This window comes from Wolbachia endosymbiont of Dipetalonema caudispina (assembly GCF_013365495.1).
Classification (GTDB): domain Bacteria; phylum Pseudomonadota; class Alphaproteobacteria; order Rickettsiales; family Anaplasmataceae; genus Wolbachia.
In genome coordinates, this window is sequence record NZ_CP046580.1 from 154,283 (window position 1) to 173,481 (window position 19,199).

At 28.0% G+C, this 19,199-nt stretch carries 14 protein-coding genes and 5 tRNA genes; 9 read left to right on the top strand and 10 right to left on the bottom strand.

Annotated features, from left to right (window positions below; translation table 11 throughout):
- Positions 1 to 398: 398 nt before the first annotated feature.
- Entirely contained in the window at positions 399 to 1,388 is a 990-nt protein-coding gene (locus tag GOY14_RS00565; RefSeq protein WP_175809848.1) for a ribonucleotide-diphosphate reductase subunit beta, read from the bottom strand.
- A gap of 131 nt (positions 1,389 to 1,519) precedes the next feature.
- Here GOY14_RS00565 and GOY14_RS00570 point away from each other — a divergent pair, with 131 nt between their 5' ends.
- Positions 1,520 to 1,858, top strand: a complete 339-nt coding sequence (locus tag GOY14_RS00570) for an outer membrane protein assembly factor BamE (RefSeq protein ID WP_175809306.1) — start codon at positions 1,520 to 1,522, stop codon at positions 1,856 to 1,858.
- 410 nt (positions 1,859 to 2,268) lie between these two features.
- Here the strand turns inward: GOY14_RS00570 and GOY14_RS00575 are convergent.
- Positions 2,269 to 2,341: transfer RNA gene (locus GOY14_RS00575), tRNA-Gly, on the bottom strand.
- Between the two features lie 145 nt (positions 2,342 to 2,486).
- Here GOY14_RS00575 and GOY14_RS00580 point away from each other — a divergent pair.
- From GOY14_RS00580 to GOY14_RS00595, 4 genes are all read left to right on the top strand, one after another.
- The gene (locus GOY14_RS00580; RefSeq protein WP_175809308.1) at positions 2,487 to 3,107 is read left to right on the top strand and encodes a ribonuclease D; all 621 of its coding nucleotides are present in this window, start codon (positions 2,487 to 2,489) and stop codon (positions 3,105 to 3,107) included.
- A 105-nt stretch (positions 3,108 to 3,212) separates the two neighbouring features.
- On the top strand, positions 3,213 to 3,533 hold the full coding sequence (gene trxA, locus GOY14_RS00585; RefSeq protein ID WP_175809310.1) for a thioredoxin: 321 nt from the start codon (positions 3,213 to 3,215) through the stop codon (positions 3,531 to 3,533).
- Between the two features lie 40 nt (positions 3,534 to 3,573).
- Positions 3,574 to 3,647 (top strand) — tRNA-Ile (locus tag GOY14_RS00590).
- A 414-nt stretch (positions 3,648 to 4,061) separates the two neighbouring features.
- The gene (locus GOY14_RS00595; RefSeq protein ID WP_175809311.1) at positions 4,062 to 5,975 is read left to right on the top strand and encodes an ATP-dependent helicase; all 1,914 of its coding nucleotides are present in this window, start codon (positions 4,062 to 4,064) and stop codon (positions 5,973 to 5,975) included.
- A 16-nt stretch (positions 5,976 to 5,991) separates the two neighbouring features.
- Here GOY14_RS00595 and GOY14_RS00600 read toward each other — a convergent pair whose 3' ends face one another.
- Together GOY14_RS00600 and GOY14_RS00605 are read right to left on the bottom strand one after the other, a co-directional pair.
- Positions 5,992 to 6,969, bottom strand: a complete 978-nt coding sequence (locus tag GOY14_RS00600) for a quinone oxidoreductase family protein (protein ID WP_175809313.1) — start codon at positions 6,967 to 6,969, stop codon at positions 5,992 to 5,994.
- A gap of 196 nt (positions 6,970 to 7,165) precedes the next feature.
- Positions 7,166 to 7,239, bottom strand: a tRNA-Pro gene (locus GOY14_RS00605).
- Between the two features lie 2,141 nt (positions 7,240 to 9,380).
- Between GOY14_RS00605 and GOY14_RS00610 the strand changes: the two genes are divergently transcribed.
- Positions 9,381 to 9,454 (top strand) — tRNA-Met (locus GOY14_RS00610).
- A 711-nt stretch (positions 9,455 to 10,165) separates the two neighbouring features.
- On the opposite strand, the gene pdxH is transcribed toward GOY14_RS00610, so the two are convergent.
- The 3 genes from pdxH to GOY14_RS03315 form a co-directional block, all read right to left on the bottom strand.
- Positions 10,166 to 10,750, bottom strand: coding sequence for a pyridoxamine 5'-phosphate oxidase (gene pdxH / locus GOY14_RS00615; protein WP_175809849.1), 585 nt, complete (start codon positions 10,748 to 10,750; stop codon positions 10,166 to 10,168).
- Between the two features lie 23 nt (positions 10,751 to 10,773).
- Positions 10,774 to 11,589 carry a bifunctional DNA-formamidopyrimidine glycosylase/DNA-(apurinic or apyrimidinic site) lyase gene (mutM, locus tag GOY14_RS00620; protein WP_175809315.1) on the bottom strand — a complete coding sequence of 272 codons (816 nt, stop codon included), beginning with the start codon at positions 11,587 to 11,589 and terminating at the stop codon, positions 10,774 to 10,776.
- Between the two features lie 92 nt (positions 11,590 to 11,681).
- Positions 11,682 to 11,816: a hypothetical protein gene (locus GOY14_RS03315; protein WP_255419694.1), complete on the bottom strand. Its 135-nt coding sequence runs from the start codon at positions 11,814 to 11,816 to the stop codon at positions 11,682 to 11,684.
- Between the two features lie 14 nt (positions 11,817 to 11,830).
- On the opposite strand from GOY14_RS03315, the gene GOY14_RS00625 reads away from it, so the two are divergent.
- A tRNA-Thr gene (locus GOY14_RS00625) sits at positions 11,831 to 11,903 on the top strand.
- A 50-nt stretch (positions 11,904 to 11,953) separates the two neighbouring features.
- On the opposite strand, the gene GOY14_RS00630 is transcribed toward GOY14_RS00625, so the two are convergent.
- The 3 genes from GOY14_RS00630 to GOY14_RS00640 all read right to left on the bottom strand — a co-directional run bounded on the left by GOY14_RS00630 (position 11,954) and on the right by GOY14_RS00640 (position 15,664).
- Entirely contained in the window at positions 11,954 to 13,480 is a 1,527-nt protein-coding gene (locus GOY14_RS00630; RefSeq protein WP_175809317.1) for an acyl-CoA carboxylase subunit beta, read from the bottom strand.
- 1,238 nt (positions 13,481 to 14,718) lie between these two features.
- Positions 14,719 to 15,330, bottom strand: a complete 612-nt coding sequence (gene ccmA / locus GOY14_RS00635; protein WP_175809850.1) for a heme ABC exporter ATP-binding protein CcmA — start codon at positions 15,328 to 15,330, stop codon at positions 14,719 to 14,721.
- A 4-nt stretch (positions 15,331 to 15,334) separates the two neighbouring features.
- Complete coding sequence (locus tag GOY14_RS00640) at positions 15,335 to 15,664, bottom strand: hypothetical protein (RefSeq protein ID WP_255419695.1); 330 nt, start codon at positions 15,662 to 15,664, stop codon at positions 15,335 to 15,337.
- A gap of 332 nt (positions 15,665 to 15,996) precedes the next feature.
- Here GOY14_RS00640 and aspS point away from each other — a divergent pair, with 332 nt between their 5' ends.
- Positions 15,997 to 17,802, top strand: a complete 1,806-nt coding sequence (gene aspS, locus GOY14_RS00645; protein ID WP_175809320.1) for an aspartate--tRNA ligase — start codon at positions 15,997 to 15,999, stop codon at positions 17,800 to 17,802.
- Positions 17,803 to 17,827: 25 nt separating this feature from the next.
- Positions 17,828 to 19,084, top strand: a complete 1,257-nt coding sequence (locus tag GOY14_RS00650) for an MFS transporter (protein ID WP_175809322.1) — start codon at positions 17,828 to 17,830, stop codon at positions 19,082 to 19,084.
- Positions 19,085 to 19,199: the final 115 nt, after the last annotated feature.

Here is a 19,199-nt window from a genome sequence, read left to right on the forward strand (position 1 = left end):
CATAAATATTTTTAGTGACTGCTTATGTTATATTGTTTTTGTTTATATTGAAGGGAATTGTAGTAAAACTATAAATTATAGTGGTGTACATACATAGAAATGCAGCTGAATAGTTCTAGCTATTATCGAAACAAGGATTGTAGTATTTCTTAATTATGTTTGTTTTTTTTAAATAAATGAATAATAAAGTTTGTTTGTTTCTTAGATTTGTGCTTTCCTTTCACCTTTTTTTTAAAGATTTATCTTAGTTTTAAAGTTTAATTATATAGGTATTTTTTCTGCTAAATTAGCATGGTAATTAATTTATTTTGCAGTTATTTATTTTGGTAATAATATTTTATAACTTGAGATTTATTAGCTATCTAGAGTGATAGTAGATGTCTAAAAAGTAAATAGTTTTATTTATTGTCAGTGTTATTTTCAGCAAAAGCTTCTTCCCATGTACCTTGGGTTGCTGCTCGGCTGTATTCTGTTACTCTATTTTCAAAGAAGTTTGTATGTTCTACTCCATTAAGTATTTCATCAAGCCATGGGAGGGGATTATTATTAATGTTATATATGGGTTTTAGGCCTAATTGTATTAATCGTCTATTTGCTATATAGCGTATATAATTGTATACCTTTTTTGCAGACAGTCCTTCAACGTCTCCTAAGTTAAAAGCGAGCTTTATAAATTCGTCTTCAAGTTCAACAATAGTATGACATGCAGAATACAATTCTTTTTTAAACTCTTCGTTCCAGATTTCATAATTTTCTTTGATAAAAGTATTAAATAAATTAATAATCGAGTTGGTGTGTAAAGTTTCATCACGTGCTGACCAGGCTATTATTTGTCCCATACCTTTCATTTTTCCAAAGCGTTGAAAATTGAGTAAAATTGCAAATGATGCGAATAACTGTAACCCTTCAGTGAATGCACCAAATACTGCTAGGGTTTTAGCTACATGTTTTTTATCGTGTTTTTTGCTTTCCTCAAATTCTAGCATGTACTCATACTTCTTTCTTGTAGCATCATATTTTAAAAATGCTTGATATTCACTTTCTGGCATACCAATTGTATCAAGAAGGTATGAGTAGGCTGCAATGTGTATGGTTTCCATATTAGAAAAACTTGCAAGCATCATACATATTTCTGTTGGTTTAAATATATTTGTGTAATGTTTCATGTAGCAATTATTTACTTCAATATCTGCTTGGGTAAAGAATCTAAAAATTTGAGTTAGTAAGTTTTTTTCTGTGTTTGAAAGTTTAGTTTTCCAATCTTTTATATCATCAGCAAGTGAAACTTCTTCAGGTATCCAGTGTATTCTTTGTTGCTGTAGCCATGCATCATACGCCCAAGGATAATTAAAAGGTTTATATATTGGGTCTGATTTTAGCAATGACATTAAAGTATACCTCATTGTTTTGTGAAATAATATTATATTAAACAATACTTAAAATTAGTCAATTTACTTTTATGGGATTTGACTATGGATAGTTTATCAGTGTATTGTAATTTTGAGTAATTTTTAAAGAAGTGCGAGTATTAATATACTTAATTTTATTATTTTTAGCAGCCTGCACACATACTATTCATAATCATGGAGCTCCAGGTACTGATATTGAGTTATGGAGCAAGATAAAAATAGGTGATAATAAAGAAAAAGTGATTCATATTTTGGGATTACCAATATTAATATCTCAATTTAATGAAAATGTTTGGTATTATATTTCATATAAAATTAAGTTGTTTAATTTTTTAGGGAGAAAAAAATATAGCAGTAAATCTCTACAAATTTCATTTGACCAAAATGATAAAATTATAAATGTAGAAGAAATCAATATTTCAGAAAAAGCTTTAGCTATTATTTATTAATTGAGGTTTTAGTAGAGTCGATTGATGTATTCTAGTATATTTAAGAGGTATTTTTACTAAGTATAAAATACAATGATAATTGTTGATTAATTAAGTTGTTTACTGAGATCATTTTAATGATTTATTAGCAAACAAGAGGGAGAAATTTAAAGTAATTAATGTTCTAATTTTTTTATTTATTAATATTTACTATTTTAGATTTTAAATAAATGAGTTTTAGCTTTTATAATTAAAGTAGAGTATTAATAGAATGTGAGATCATATATATGATGGTGTAAAAATTTAAATGTAAAGTAAGTATTCTATTTTTTTGTTATAGGTTTGTGGATTATGAAAGTAAATGGCTCCATATTATGGATAAAGTAAAGAAATGGAGTCTTTATTTGATGAGTTTGTGAAGGCGAAGGAAGAGCGGGAGAAGGGACTCGAACCCTCGACTTCAACCTTGGCAAGGTTGTGTTCTACCAACTGAACTACTTCCGCGTTGCTGATCATTCTCAAATTATAAGTATACACAACAATTTGTAAATTTTAATATATTTGAAATTTAGTCAGCTGTATCTATATATATTTATGTACTTAAAATTTACTTTCAATTATTATTAGTCTTTAATATTTTAAAAGCTTTATGAAGATATTTGTATACGAAAATGATTTACCTGCTAGCTTGATACCAGATAACGTTAAATTTATAGCTGTTGATACAGAAGCAATGGGACTATTTCATAGTAGAGATAGATTATGCCTTGTACAGCTTTCTTTTAACGATGGAAGTGCTCACTTAATTCGATTTAAGAATTGTTACGCAGCTCCAAATTTAAAAAGAATATTGGGTGATGAAAGTATAACTAAAATATTTCACTTTGCACGGTTTGATGTTAGTATAATACGTCATTATTTAGGAATCTGGGCGTTGCCATGCTATTGTACAAAAATAGCTTCACGTTTAGTTCGTACTTATACAGATAATCATAGTTTAAAAGAATTGTGTTCAGAGTTACTTGATATTAAGTTAAATAAGCAGCCCCAATCTTCTGATTGGGGAAGTGAAAATTTGACAGACAAACAAAAAAAATATGCTGCATCTGATATTTTTTATCTTCATAAAATAAAAGAAAAGCTAGATTTGATGTTAGAACGTGAAAATAGGAAAGAATTAGCGCAAAAGTGTTTTGAATTCCTTCCTACTCGTGTTCAATTAGATTTGATGGGATGGGGGGATATGGATATTTTTAATTATCAAATGTAAAAGGATTTTGTTATTCAGGCTTTATAACAATTTTCAGTTTTTTAGTAATAATTAGTTGATTAGTTGTGATGGAATGTTATATTATACAGGTTAATTAGGTACTTTATGAGTGATATTATATCAGTGGATGATCAGAATTTTAAATCTGAAGTTAGGAACTATAAAGGATTTGTGTTAGTAGATTTTTGGGCAGAGTGGTGTAGGCCATGTAAAAGTTTAATGCCACGTATTGATCAATTGGCTCAAGATAAAGAAGGTAAAATTAAAATTTGTAAATTTAATGTAGATGAAGGAGTTGATGTTCCAGGTGAATATGGGGTTCAGTCTATACCTACTTTGATCATATTTCAAGATGGTAAAGAAATTGCACGTAAGGTTGGTGCAATAAATGATTTATCAAGTTGGGTTAGTAGTAAAATAAGCTGATGACAAGTTTATTTTTGTGTGTATTATAGTACTCATTAAAGGGATTGTAGCTCAATTGGTTAGAGCAGTTCGCTCATAACGAATTGGTCGTAGGTTCGAGTCCTACCAATCCCACTAAAATGTGTATACAGTAGTGTTGTTGGTAGTATTCTAAATAATTTCTCTATTTTAAGGAAATTTAAGGTGAAAAGTTTAATATAGTGAGGTAATAAGTTGATTTATTTTAGTGATTTAGTTTTTTTTAAGATTAGAGTTTAGAAGGTGGTGTTTAAATTAAAAAAATAGAAATAATAAGAGTTAATCGTGTATTTAAGTTATTTAATGTCTATTTTATCCATTAATAAGCAGAAATTTTAGTTTAATTAACTACTGTGATTCTATATATTTCATGGTATAGAACAAAAAACTTGGTTTAGATATTTTATCTGATGCTATTGAATGATATATTTTTTATTACTTTATTTAATGAAATTTTCTAATATTTGGTCATAGGTTTAGTTTTATGAAGTTATAGTCTATGAAACTACAATGGATGAGTATTTTTTGTTATTAAATTCAGAGCAACAGTTGGCTGTAACTAACGTAAATGGACCAATCTTAGTATTGGCTGGAGCTGGAACGGGGAAAACTAGAACTATTATTTCAAGAATAGCATATATAATTAGAAATGGTTATGCTAGTTCTGATGGAATATTAGCGGTCACGTTTACTAATAAAGCTGCAAATGAAATGGTATCGAGAGTGTTTAAACTTACGGGTGTAAACATGCCGTGGCTTGGTACCTTTCATGCAATTGCAGCAAGAATTTTGCGTCGTCATGCTGAAACCATAGGATTAAATTCAGATTTTATAATTATTGATGTAGATGAGCAATTACGGGTAATAAAAGATATTATTAGTGAAATGAATTCTGGCTACTTATTGGAGAAGCATAATGCTGTTATGAATATAATCCAACAGTGGAAAGAAAAGTGCTTATTGCCGTCTGAAGTAAGAGATATTCAATCATTCGGACCTTTATATATGACTACGCTTCAAATTTATCATCAATATCAAGAAAGGTTAAGGTATTTTAATTTTGTTGATTTTGGTGATTTGCTGTTGTATAACATGCAGCTTTTTAATCAAAAGATTGAAATTTTATTCTACTATCAAAAAAAGTTTAAGTATATTATGGTGGATGAATATCAAGATACAAATACAATACAATATCTTTGGTTAAAATATTTAGCAGAAGGGCATTTAAATATTTGTTGTGTAGGAGATGATGATCAATCAATATATAGTTGGCGTGGTGCAGAAGTTGAAAATATTTCAAAGTTTTCTAACGATTTTAAAAATACAAAAACTTTTAAACTAGAATATAACTATAGATCGACGTCTCACATACTTGCAACTGCATCATATATTATCAATCATAATAAAACTCGTTTAGAAAAAAAGTTATGGACAACAAACTTTGGAGGAGAAAAAGTAAATTTAGTCAAATTACGAGATAGTCAGGCTGAAGCAAAGTTTATAAGTGAGCAGATATTAAAACTCAATAAATATAGATTTAATGACATTGCAGTATTGGTAAGGGCTACTTTTCAAACTAGAGTTCTGGAGGAATATTTTATTAAATATTTAATTCCTTATAAAATAATAAGTGGTGTAAGATTTTATGAACGTCAAGAAATTAGAGATATACTTGCATATTTAAGACTAATTATAAATCACAACGACGACTTGGCTTTTGAAAGAATTATAAATCGGCCAAAACGGAGCATAGGAGTTATAACTTTAAAAAAGATATATACGATTGCTCGAGATAGTAAGATTTCTTTTTTTGAAGCAGCAAAAGTATTAGTTGAAGGTAATCAAGTAACTGAAAAAATTAAACTCTCATTAAATGATTTTTTGAATAAAATTAAAGTTTGGAAAAAAATGGTGAATATAAAACCTTTATATAAATTTATTGAAGTATTAATCGATCAATCAGGATATATGGAAATGCTTAAAATTGAAAAAATGAGAGGTTTAACACGAATAGAAAATGTTAAAGAGCTTATTTCATCTTTAAAAAGTTTCGATGATGTTACAACTTTCTTGGAGCATATAGGCTTAGTTATGGAGGTGGATAATATGGGTGATAATAATAATACTGTATATGTTATGACCCTTCATGCAGCTAAGGGACTTGAATTTCCATGTGTGTTTTTACCTGGTTGGGAAGAGGGATTGTTTCCACATCAAAAATCTTTTGAGGATAAAAGTGGTAAGGCTTTAGAGGAAGAAAGAAGGCTTGCATATGTTGGAATAACTAGAGCAAAAGAGATGTTAATTATTTCATGTGTAAGTAAAAGGGAAATAAATAACCAGTGGCAATTAATGTGTGCTTCACGATTCATCAAAGAGTTACCGAGAGAGAATGTTAAGGTAAGTAGTATTGTCTATTGTTAAAATAAGTAGAATTTTCTTAAGAAATTTTTATAATGTTTAATCCACTTATTTTTCTATTTTCCATATCAAGATGAGCTTCTATTATTTCATCAAATTTATACTTTTTATTAATATTTACAGTTAAAAGTTTTTTTTTAATCATTTCAAAAATTTCCATTGCAGTAAGCACTAGTGTAAACCTATCATTCTTATAATGATATATTGATGTTCCTGTAGCGAATAATGAGCGTGAGCTAAGTAAAGAGAAACTAATTGGGGCATGCCCTGATATTTGTCCATAAGAAATATATATGCCAAATTTTCCTAAAGACTTAAAAGAAAGCTTGCTTGTAGCGTAGCCTATAGGATCATATACTGCACCAACTCCTTTATTTTGTGTGATCTCCATAATTTTAGAAATAAAATCTTTGTCATGATAATTTATTGCATATGTGCAGCCATTTTGTAAAGCTATCTTGATTTTTTCATTAGAGCTTACAGAACCTATTACTATTCCTTTTTTATTATTTGCCCATTGACATACTATTTGCCCTAGTCCTCCACTAGCTCCATGTACAAGTATAATAGCACCAGGTCTTATTTTATAAGATTGATTGACTAAATAGTGGGCTGTCATGCCTTTAAATAGTATTGCAGCTACAATTTCATCTGGCATTTCTTCTGGGATTTTTATTAAGTATTTTTGGTGTATGATACGTTTCTCACAGTATGCCCCTGGTGGGGCTGTACAGTATCCAACTTTGTCTCCAATTTGTAAGCCGTTAATTATTTTCTTACCTAGTTTTTCAATAACTCCTACTGCTTCCACTCCAAGTACTAACGGTAAGTTTTTAATTTTGCGAATACCTATTCTCTGTTCTAGATCATAACGGTTTAAACCAATGGCTGTATGACGTACTAAAGCTTCTTCAGCTTTTGGCTCACCTATACTTTTATCAATAAATTCTAATACTTTTATTTCTCCGGTTCTTTTAATTTGTACAGTTTTAACCATAATAAATATTAGTAAAAGAAGCTTAATTGTCTTACTTATGAGTCTATTTTATAGAGTTATTAAAGAGTATGCACTACAAAATATATGTTAATAGTTGGTAAATAAATTAAAATGTGATATAAATATGTAAAAGGGTATATATCAGTTAAAGTGAGCTTTAACAAAATTTTAAATACATTAAGATTGATATAAAAAATCGGGGCAGAGAGATTTGAACTCCCGACCCTTTGGTCCCAAACCAAATGCGCTACCAGACTGCGCCACGCCCCGCTTCATATTTACAAGAATATCAATAATTGGATAAAATACAAGGTTCATTTATCTACTAAAAATAATTTATTTTGTAAATGTGTATGTAATCTTATTTTTTTTGATCTTTATTTTACAGATGTTTATTTACCTACATAATAGGTGTTGTAGCATTTTAAAATCTGAAAAATTATTTAGAGGTAGTTCTCTTATAGAGATAAAAATATTGTTTCAGTTGAGAGAAATTATGTTATGATATACTCACTGCTTTTCATCAGCTTCTTTTATTTTATGTAGATTGGCAAGTTTTTTTTCGGTGGGGAGAATATAGCTTTTGTATTTTTGAATTTTTATCATTCTAGAAATAGAAAACTGAGTAAAGTTTTTTCATATAATAAAAGATAAGCTTAAGAAAGTTTAAGTATATTTAAGATGATAGTAAGTTTTAATTTTTAAAGTATTGTCTCATAATAATATGAGTATAGATATTAGTTTTGCCATTTAATATAATGATAAAAGTATTATTTATTAAAGTTTGTATTTTGTAATCATGAAGTTAGTCAGATTTATGAACTGTGGCTATTATTTGTGAGTTTATTATGAGTGTTTATTTATATTAATTAAATGATGTAACTGAAGAAATTAGCTTGTCAAAAGATATAGGAAATGGTTTTCTAAAAAGAGAAATTAAAAAATGAAAAATTAATCCAAGTGCTTTCTTGAGAAATATTTATATTAATAGTATGATGTTGGTTTGCTATATAAGTATAGGTTATCTTTTTGTACTAGTTATTTTATTTTTTAAGAGTTTTTGTTATTATAATAGTATGTAATGGATATATTAAGTAATTTAGGTGAGAATATTAGAAAGTGAAGTGTTTTTCTATGAACTCTATATAATTTACTTTAGTATTTATCTTAGAAAAGTTATTAATAATATGTACCCCATCTTTTAATATCAAAGTGATTTCTTTAATTCTGATAAATCTCCTTAAAAGTTAATTTTATAAGTTTTTTGATATTTTACTGTTTTTATATCAACAATAAATATTAAATCGGCTTTTTAACATGAAGAAGGGTTTATTCAAGTATACCAGTCCTTTTACTTTATGAGTTAGTAGCATTCATTTACTTTTTTTTATACTATAGTAATATTTTATAATAATAACCTTTATTTGGGTATTATGTTTATAATATAATTAAAGACGTGTACTTCCCTTCGGTATTTTTAGTTTACTTATGCTTTAGGATAAAATTTTGCTCTTTATATAGGGATATAATATAAATTAACTTTTTTCAAAAGTAATTTTTTATTATCAATTAGGATACTTCAACCTTATATTAGCTAAAAATATCTAGAACTATGATAAAAACTAAAGAAAATATTAATTCTTTTTCACAAGTAAAACTATGATAATAACTTAACTATAAGAAGTGGTAATATTAAAGAATACAAATAAAAATAACTAAATATTTAAAAGCGTAGTTATTATATACATAGACTATTAATTAAATGTTTTACAAGTAATATCAAATTTATTTGATACTTAAAAAGTATATAATATAAATTATTTTACTTAGAATAATTATTAATGTAGTTAAGTTTATAGATAGCACAATTAAGTAACTATTAAAGTATAGTGTATGTATAATGCTAAACTATTAATACTGACTAATTATTATCAGTATGCGACGATGTTTATTATTTTACTTTGGTGACAAGGTATTAATTAATGAATGCTGTGTCAATAGCAAAGGAAAATTATCTATATAAGCCCTTATTATTGATATCTACATATTTATTACAAAAATTTAAGTATCTACTTAAAATTGTTTGATCTACTTATTGAGGCTTGAGTGAAATAACTTAAAAGAATAGATTTGCTTTTTCTAAGGGAAATTAATGTAAGTTGTAATAGAAGGAAAATATTATAATAATACGGCTATATTTAAGGTTTAAAGAAAAAAATTTTGTTAAGCTTAACAACTTGAAAATAGAAATTCATATCGAATTATGTTTTTTTATTAGAAAAATTGTTGAGTGTATAACTTGGATTATACTTTTAAAAAAGTCAATGATATAAAAGTATACTGTGTGGTGATTTTATTCTTTTATTTTTTATTATTGGATATATAATAACTAAATGGATAAATGGTGATGACGCGGGGTGGAGCAGTTCGGTAGCTCGTCAGGCTCATAACCTGAAGGTCGTAGGTTCAAATCCTACCTCCGCAACCTTATCTAGGTTCAAAAACTATCTAACTCATTTAATTAATTTTATTTTGATAACAATGAAAAATTAAAATTTTGCAGAAAAGCTATTATCATTAATTGATGAAAAGTTGTATAGAAGGAATAAAAAAATTAATATTTATCTTTATTATATGCTAATAGCAGAAGGTTATAGTGTCAGCCTAAATTATTAGTTTTATTTCTAATTATAAGTGAAATTGTTACTATACTATCTATATGTAATATTATTAGTACATTATATATAATAGTATTGAGAAAAGAAAAATTCTTTTTATATATAAGAAAACTTTTTTATATATATTTAATTATACCTTGAATATCATTGTGCTAGAGAGCAAATTTTGCTATATTGACCAATTGGCTATATTTTCCTTAAAAATATATTTCTACTGAATAATAGTTTTTATGGCATAATGATTAAGTCATAGCACTGCTATAAATTTTCTACAAAGATATCATAACTTATAATAAAAAAATAAATAATATATCATACTACCATAATTTGAGTTTTTTTTAAAGATAAAAGCATTAAGGTAACTTAAACCGGTATTTTTATTATTTAGTATAGCGCCTATCTTAACATATAATACTCATTGTATTTCCAGCAAGAAGCATGGTAAAGTAGCTTTGCTTGATTTCCAGATATTATCTTATTACGTTATAGTAAATTTATATATTTAATAAATTACTTTATTAAGGATATAATTGCTCTCTTTTCCAGTTATTTTTTGCAATAAGAGTATATCTAAATCTAATATGTCTCCTATATTCACCTTCTTGCCAAAACTCAATTATTTTAGGGATTACATAAAATCCTACCCAAAAACTAGGACAGGAAACTTGTACATTATTAAATTCTTTTTCTTTTAGTTCAATGGCTTGCTTAAAATTCTGCCAATCTTCTAGAATACTCGATTGTTTGGAACACCATGTACTAATTTGACTATTACGTTCTCGAGAAGAAAAGTATTTGCTAGCTTTTTCATTATCTAAAAGCTTAACATCTCCTTCAATTCTGACTTGTCTAGAAAATTCTATCCAATGAAATACTAATGCAGCTTTAGGATTTTCGATCAATTCTTTTCCTTTTCTGCTATTTACATTAGTAAAAAATACAAAGCCTTTCTCACCATATTCTTTTAGTAGTACTACTCTTGCAGATGGAATACAGCTCTTGTTACAAGTTGCCAGTGTCATTGCAGTTGGCTCTTTACATGAAGAATTAAGTACTATTTTATACCACTTTGAAAATAAATTAAGTGGATCTTTTTCAGACAAAAATTCATATCTAAGAATAGGACTTAGTTCTGACATATCTTACAAAAATAAGTGCTACGACCATTTTGTCGTGTAAGTGTTATGATATTACTACAAATCTTGCAAGGCTTTTGAACTTTACCATATACATAAAAACTATTTTGAAAATATCCAATATAGCCTGATGGTTGTACATAATTTTTTAACGTCGAGCCGCCTGTAATAATTGCATCATTCAAAGTATTTTTTATTTCATTAGAAAGTTTTTTACATTCTTCATACTTCAAATTATATGCTTCTCTGAGTGGAGATATACGCGCTCTAAATAAGCTTTCAGAAGCATATATATTGCCTATACCAACTATCAGTTTATTATTCATTAATACTGATTTAATACTTGCTTTTTTATTCTTCAACAACTTATGTAAATAGTCTCCATTAAATTCATTTGTAAGCGGCTCTATTCCAAAATTTTTAAAAAAATTAGTTTCTTGTTCTTTGTTTAAAATAATGACTAATCCAAATCTTCTTGGATCATTAAAGATTAATGAAGTTTTATCAGAAAATAAAAATCTTACATGATCATGTTTATTTTGCCCTTGATCATTTTTAGTATATATAAGCTTTCCACTCATACCAAGGTGTACAATCACAGCTACATCGTTATTTGTACACCAAATCATATATTTACCTTTACGTTTGATATTACATATGCATTTATTTTTTAGTACATCATCAATGTTTTTTGTTACTGGTACACGCATATTCCAATTATTGACTATAACACTACTTATCTGCTTATTTTTTATTTTACTAAGTAAAAAATTAGATATTACCTCTATTTCTGGTAGTTCTGGCAAAAGTCCTCCTTAAAAGTTAAGTTCTTAGTAAAATTTTATCATTAAAAAAATTCTCAATACATTTATTATGAACTTCTTTATAAGAATTTTCATTAAATAAATCTTGAAGGTGATTTATTTTGTTTAATATATCTCTGTTTTTTTCTTTTTAGGATATTTTGCTTTAAAGCTTTCGCTAACCTTTTTTTTTCTTCTTCTTTTTTCTTTTTCTTTCTTATATTATTCATAATATATAAATCTTGCCGTTATAGCTCAGGTGGCAGAGCACGCCATTGGTAATGACGAGGTCCCAAGTTCGAGTCTTGGTAACGGCACATGACTATATTTGGTAGTATAGTGATTTATAAAGGGATCAAGAAAAAGGTTATAGAGGTAAATTATCATGCTTTTTCCATACTCCTTCTACTTTTTTGTTTTTGAGTAGCTCTAATGCTTTATAAAGATAATGCCGTGTTTTGCTTGGTATTATTATATTATCAATGTAACCATATAATGCAGCAAAAAACGGATTAGCAAATTTTTTTTTATATTCCTTAATTAAGGATTGTTGATCTTTTGCATGTCGAAATATGATTTCAACTGCACTTTCAGGGCCCATTACAGCTATTTCAGCAGTTGGCCAAGCATAATTTATATCACCTCTAAGATGTTTAGAATTCATGACAATGTATGCGCCACCGTATGCTTTTCTAGTGACTAAACTAATCTTTGGTACAGTTGCTTCGGCATAGGCATAAAGTAGTTTTGCTCCATGCTGTATTATATTGTTATATTCTTGGTTTATACCTGGCAAAAATCCTGGAACATCAACGAGTGTGATAATAGGGATATTAAATGCATCACAAAATCTTATAAACCTTGCGGCTTTTCTTGAGGAATTAATATCTAAGCATCCTGCAAGGTGTATAGGCTGGTTTGCAACAATGCCAACAGTACTACCTTTGATTCTGCCAAAGCCAATTATAATGTTACGAGCGAAATCAGGCTTTAATTCAAAGAATTTCCTTTCATCACATACTTTCTCAATAAGCTCATACATATCATAAGGAATATTAGAGTTGCAAGGAATTAGAGTATTTAAAGATTCATCAATGTCATCAACATCATTATAAGTTGACATCACTTTGGGAGGCTCTTGATTATTTGCCGGTAAAAAAGTAAAAAATTCACGTATTTTTAGCAACATTTCAATATCATTGTTAAATGCAAAATCCGCCACTCCTGTTTTACTTGTATGAATTCTTGCTCCCCCAAGATTTTCATGACTTATATCTTCATATGTAACTTTTTTTACTATATCTGGTCCAGTAATAAACATGTATGAACTATTTTTTACCATGAAAGTGAAATCAGTTAATGCTGGAGAATAAACTGCACCGCCAGCACATGGACCCATGATTAAAGATATTTGTGGTATAACTCCTGATGCATTTACATTTCTTTGAAAAATTTCTCCATAGCCAGCAAGAGAATTCACTCCTTCTTGAATTCTAGCTCCTCCAGAGTCATTTAGCCCAATGACAGGAACTTTCGCGCTAACTGCCATATCTATAACTTTGCATATTTTTTTTGCATGAGATGCACCTAACGATCCGCCAAAGACAGTAAAATCTTGAGAGTAGACAAAAGCCTTCCTGCCATAAATAGTGCCATGGCCAACTATCACACCATCACCTAAAAAATTGACATTCTGCATGCCAAAATCAATTGCATGATGTTTCACAAATTTATCGTACTCCTCAAATGAATTTTCATCAAGCAATATACTTAGTCGTTCTCTAGCAGTTAATTTTCCTTTTGCATGTTGTTTTTTAATCCTATCAAAACCTCCTCCTTTTTCAGCCTCCAGTGTTTTTGCTTTTAGGTTTTTTAATATTTTAAAGTCTTGCATTTTAATAAAAGTAATTTTTGTAATAAAGTATATATTACTTTTTTAAAGCACAAAAAAAAATTGTTCTTGGTATAAATGGGTTTTTGCTGATATAAATAACCTCCTAAAAAATAAATATGATTTTGCATACTAAGCTGTACTTATGATAAGTGAAGGTTTAGAGTGCACATATTTTTGCAGTTTTTGTTTGTTTTTTTTGTGAGTGTTTGTTTATCTATGATACCTAGAAAGTATATAGCTTTAATTTTTTTTATTTTAGAGCTCACTACTTAAAGTGTACGTACTTAAAAAGATCTAAGAAAAAAGGAAATATTGAGTAAAAATGTAATAAAAAAATTTAATTATTAATAAAAAGAAAAATTGAAAATTAGTATTAATCTAGTCAATTTTAAAATTGATGCTAGTGGTGTTGAGTAGTATTGTGATTACAAGAGTTAAGTTTGAAAACTCATACTTTTAAAGTTGGATTATTGATGAGGTTTTAATAAGGAACATTAATCTTATTTAGTTTAGCCTTACTACTAATAAAAAGTGTTATGTTGAAACAAATATAGTTTGTTCTAAGAAGATATTAAGCTTTATGAAAACAGAAAAATAATGATTATATGAATACTAAAATTCAGAACATACAATATAGATTTGATGATGTAGAGTAAGGATACTAAATTCTAATTTAATAGAAAAAATATAATTTGCTTATATATAATGTTTGTTAATAGTCAATTAAATTGAATAGGATAATATGTCTTTAATTTATTAGATGTAATTTGACATTAATTGTTTAGTTTAAATTAAAAATATAGATTTTGCATTTGCTGTTTTTATAGCAATTAATTATAAAAATGTTCCTATGGTTAAATACTAATAAAAGTATATCTTCTTTAAAAGAAAAGTAATAAAATCGATAAAATTAAATGTACTAATAGTTAATTATTACATTTGTTAAGTTATTAGTATGTATTCTAATTTTTATACTTTTGGTTATATTTCTGAGTGAAAGTTAGTAGTAGAGAGTGAAGGATAAGATTTGACTGAATTAGTATATACTAGTGGATACATAACTTAAAATAAATCTGTAAAGAGCTTATTTTATTAAAAAGTGTTTATATTAATGGTGCTTAAAATGATTTAATTAATTTTTTCAATTGCATAAAATAAAGTTGTAGATATTTTTAATCCCTAAACATTAATTCTTTTTATAAAATATTCAAGTCTTTGTATTTTCTTATCAAGATTAATTATTTATAGTTACATATATTGATTGTTACAAAATCATGTAATTGTTTTGTGACATTATGTCCTGTAATAATTATTATACCATTTTGCTCTGAACGTGCTGAAATTATACTCAGTACTAATTCACATGCTGTATCATCAAGATTACAAAATGGCTCGTCTATTAGCCAAATATTTGCGTTAGCGGTCAAAAGACGAGCAAGGGCAACTCTTTTTTTCCAACCTACAGAAAGCTTATCATATCTAATATTAAGTACAGGTTGTAACTGTAAACAATGAATAGCTGCCATAATTAATTCCTTAGTATTTCGTATCGCTGCCCAAAATTCTATGTTTTGAGCAACAGTTAAGTTATCCTTACAAGAGTTTTTATGTCCTACATAGACCATGGATGGTATGTAAGATTGTGGATCATCATATATATCTTTTCCACAATATTTTATCTTTCCTGATAGGGGCGGTAAGAGTCCAGATAAACTTCTTATCAAGCTAGTTTTACCACTACCATTTGGGCCAATAATCAAGATTTTTAATTTTGGCTTAGCTTTAAAACTAAGATTTTTAAATAAAATTTTATTATTGCGAGCACAAGATAAATATTTACATTCAAGCATAGGGTTATCTACCTTTTCCTTTGTGTTTTCCACGAGTTAAAACCTGGGTTTTTATGAAAAGTTCCCAAAATCCTTTTTGCTTGCCATTTTTGTTTATCAATTGTGTAAAATGCTGTATTAGATCACTACCAATTATAATCATTTTTGTCCATTTGCCTACTGGTTTTACTATATCAATTATTTTTGAAGCCTCTTTGTAAACTTGTACATCTTTTTGCTTTTTATGTAGTATTTCTTGACGTCTTATTAATTCCTTTAGCTTATTTTTTTGATATAGCTCATTATATTTTTTATTTTTTTCAAGTTCTTCTTTGAAAACTTTCTTAGGGAACAAGATTTTTCTAACCTTATTTCTATATATTTTTCTAGAAAAAAGAAATAATAAAATTGTAGTAAACAGTAATATTATACTATATGTTAAAAATTTTTTGAACGACATTTTTTATACTAAATTATTAAAGGGTTTTCAATAATTATACCTTAACTGTATAAACCCTACAATTTTTTGTATAGAAGAGTCATATAAAAATAATATGAGAAAAAAATATAGAAATCATATTAGATGAAGTTGTTTTTCATTTCAAAAATTATTATGACACTTAAGTAAATAGACTTGTATGTAACATGGTTTATTCCTATACTTTTTAAAATATTGCTTTAAAAGATATGAATTGCTATAAAACTCATACGTGCAATGAACTAAGGAAGGAGGATGTAGAAAAAGAGGTTATTCTTTCTGGATGGTTACATCATAAACGTAACCATGGTAATCTTATCTTTGTTGATTTAAGAGATTTTTATGGAATTACCCAACTAATATTTAATAATGACAAAGATTTTTTTAATGAAATTTTAAATTTAAAATCAGAAAGTGTAATTACTGTTACAGGAATAGTCAAGGCTAGAATTGAAGGTGCAGTAAACAGCTCTATTTCTACAGGGGAAATAGAGGTTATAGTTAGTAGCTTATGTGTTGAGTCAGAAGTTCAGTTTCACTGTAATAAAAAAATAGCGAAAGAAGAAAAAGGTATATTGGCAAGTATTTCTGGAAAACAAGAGTATCCAGAAAATATGAGGTTTAAATATCGGTTTCTTGATTTAAGGCGAGAAAAAGTTCGTAACAACATAATCTTGCGTTCACAAGTGATTACAGAACTTCGTAAGCTCATGATAGAGCAAGGTTTTTTAGAAATTCAAACTCCTATACTTACTGCTTCATCTCCTGAAGGAGCACGTGATTATTTAGTTCCTAGCAGATTAAATCCAGGTAAGTTTTATGCATTACCGCAAGCTCCACAGATTTTTAAGCAATTGCTTATGGTATCAGGATTTGATAAATATTTTCAAATTGCACCATGTTTCCGTGATGAAGATGCAAGGTCAGATCGTTCTCCTGGGGAATTTTATCAACTAGATCTTGAAATGTCTTTTGTAACTCAGGAAGAAATATTTCAAGTGATCGAAAATGTCTTATACAAAGTATTTACCAAATTTTCTCATAAGTCAGTTAACAAGAACTTTCCACGCATTACATATAAAGAGGCAATGCTAAAATATGGTTCTGATAAACCAGATCTACGTAACCCATTGTTAATCAGCGATGTTACAGAAATTTTTCGTAATTCAAGATTTAATATTTTTAAAAATAATATTGAGCAAGGTATGGTAGTTAGAGCCATTCCTGCTCCTAAAACGGCAGAAGAGTCACGTAGTTTTTTTGATAAAAAAATAATAGAGCATGCTAAAAAAGAATTCGGTGCTAAAGGTCTAGGATATATAACTTTTAATAAAAATGGCGCCGTAAAAGGATCAATTGCCAAATTTTTTGATAGTGATAAGCTAAATTATATAAGAGAAATAACAAATATAAAACCTGGAGATAGTATCTTCTTTGCTTCTGATAAAGAAGATGAAGCAGCAATAATTGCAGGGAAAGTACGCACCCTTTTAGGATCAGAATTAGGTCTTATAGATAAAAATGTATTTGAGTTCTGCTGGGTTATTGACTTTCCATATTTTGGGTATGACATTAAAAATAAAAAAATTGATTTTTTTCATAATCCATTTTCTATGCCACATGGTGGCTTAAAAGATTTGGAGGAGAAAAATCCACTATATATTCTTGCTTACCAATATGATCTTGTTTGTAATGGAATAGAATTATCAAGCGGAGCGATTCGTAATAACAAATTAGATATTATGTATAAAGCTTTTGCTATTTTAGGCTATAGTAAGGAAGAAGTTGATATAAAGTTTAGTGCACTTGTGCGTGCATTTAGATTTGGAGTACCACCTCATGGTGGGGTAGCACCAGGAATTGATAGGATGGTTATGTTACTTGCTGATGAACCAAGTATTCGTGAAGTAATATGCTTTCCTATGAATCAACAAGGTGAGGATGTTTTAATGAGTGCTCCCTCTAAGATACAAAGCAAACATTTACGTGAATTATTTTTGCGAGTTATTGATTGAAGTACCTAGATTAAACTAAGAAAACATGAATAATATTCAAAAAGCAATACTATCAGGTATAATTTGCAATATGATCATATGGTATGAGTTAACCTTATTTGGAGCTTTAACACATACAATAAGTGATGTTCTTTTTTTATCAGGAAGTGAATATGTAAAAAGAATCAAATTTCTTGGCAGTTTTGCGATTGGGTTTGGATTTAGGCCTCTTGGGGCATTTGTCTTTGGCTATATAGGAGATAAATATGGCAGGAGAAAAATTTTGCTGGCTTCTGTAATATTAGCTTCGATATCATCTACTGCAATTGCAGTGATACCTAGTGCCAAAGAAATAGGGGTATTTTCTCCTATATTGCTTCTGGTTTGTAGAATAATACAAGGAATGGCAACAGGTGGAGAAACAAGCATTAATTCAGCTTTTTTGATAGAGCATTCAAGTGATAAAAAAAATCTAGGTTTTTTAGGTAGTATAAAAGTTTTTAGTGGCGCTCTTGGTTCTATTACATGTTTTATAATGATAGCTATTTGCAAAAAATTTACAGGTGAAAATTACGAAATTTGGGGTTGGAGGTTACTTTTCTATTTTTGTTCTGTTATGGGTGTAATAGGCTTTTTGATAAGATATATAATGGAGGAAAGCTTAGCATATAAAATGCATAGTCAAAGCTTGTTTAGTTCGCCATTTTTAGAAATGATCCAGAAATATAAAAGAGTATTTATCATAGCAATTGGACTTGGTATTGCTCAGAATGCAATTGTTTATTCAGCAATTATGTTTTATAATATATCTGTAAAAGGGCTGATTTTATCAGGTATAGATATTAAAAATGTAGTAAGGATTATGGTTGAAATTACATTTGGAATATCTGCAGTATTACTTGCAGCATTATCTGATAAAATTGGAAGAAAGAATGTTATGATTCCTACATTAATAACGTTAGCTTGTATCAGTTTGCCAGTTCTTCCATTATTATCATGTAATAGTCATTATGTTGTAGTGCTTACTTTTTTGTCAGTAAGTATACCAATAGGTGGGTCTTTTGGAGTATATAATTCTCTTGTTTGTGAATTATTTCCAACAAGAATTAGGTGTACTGGTTTTAGTTTAGCTCATAACATATCTGCAGGAATTTTTGGTGGTATTTCTCCATCCATATGTATGTGGCTTATAGAAAAGGCTGAAACAAAGCTTGCAGCAGGTATTTATCTTATTACGTGTGCATTAATCAGTCTAATATCTATACTTCAAATTAAAAATAGAGATAAAAAAATTGACTGGTAAAATCTTTAATGATAATCTTTATATTTTAATTATATTTAATATCTTTATTAACTAGTTTCCATGTTTTTTATGGAATAAAAATATTTAGTAATTAAGAAAAAAATAGTAAACGGTT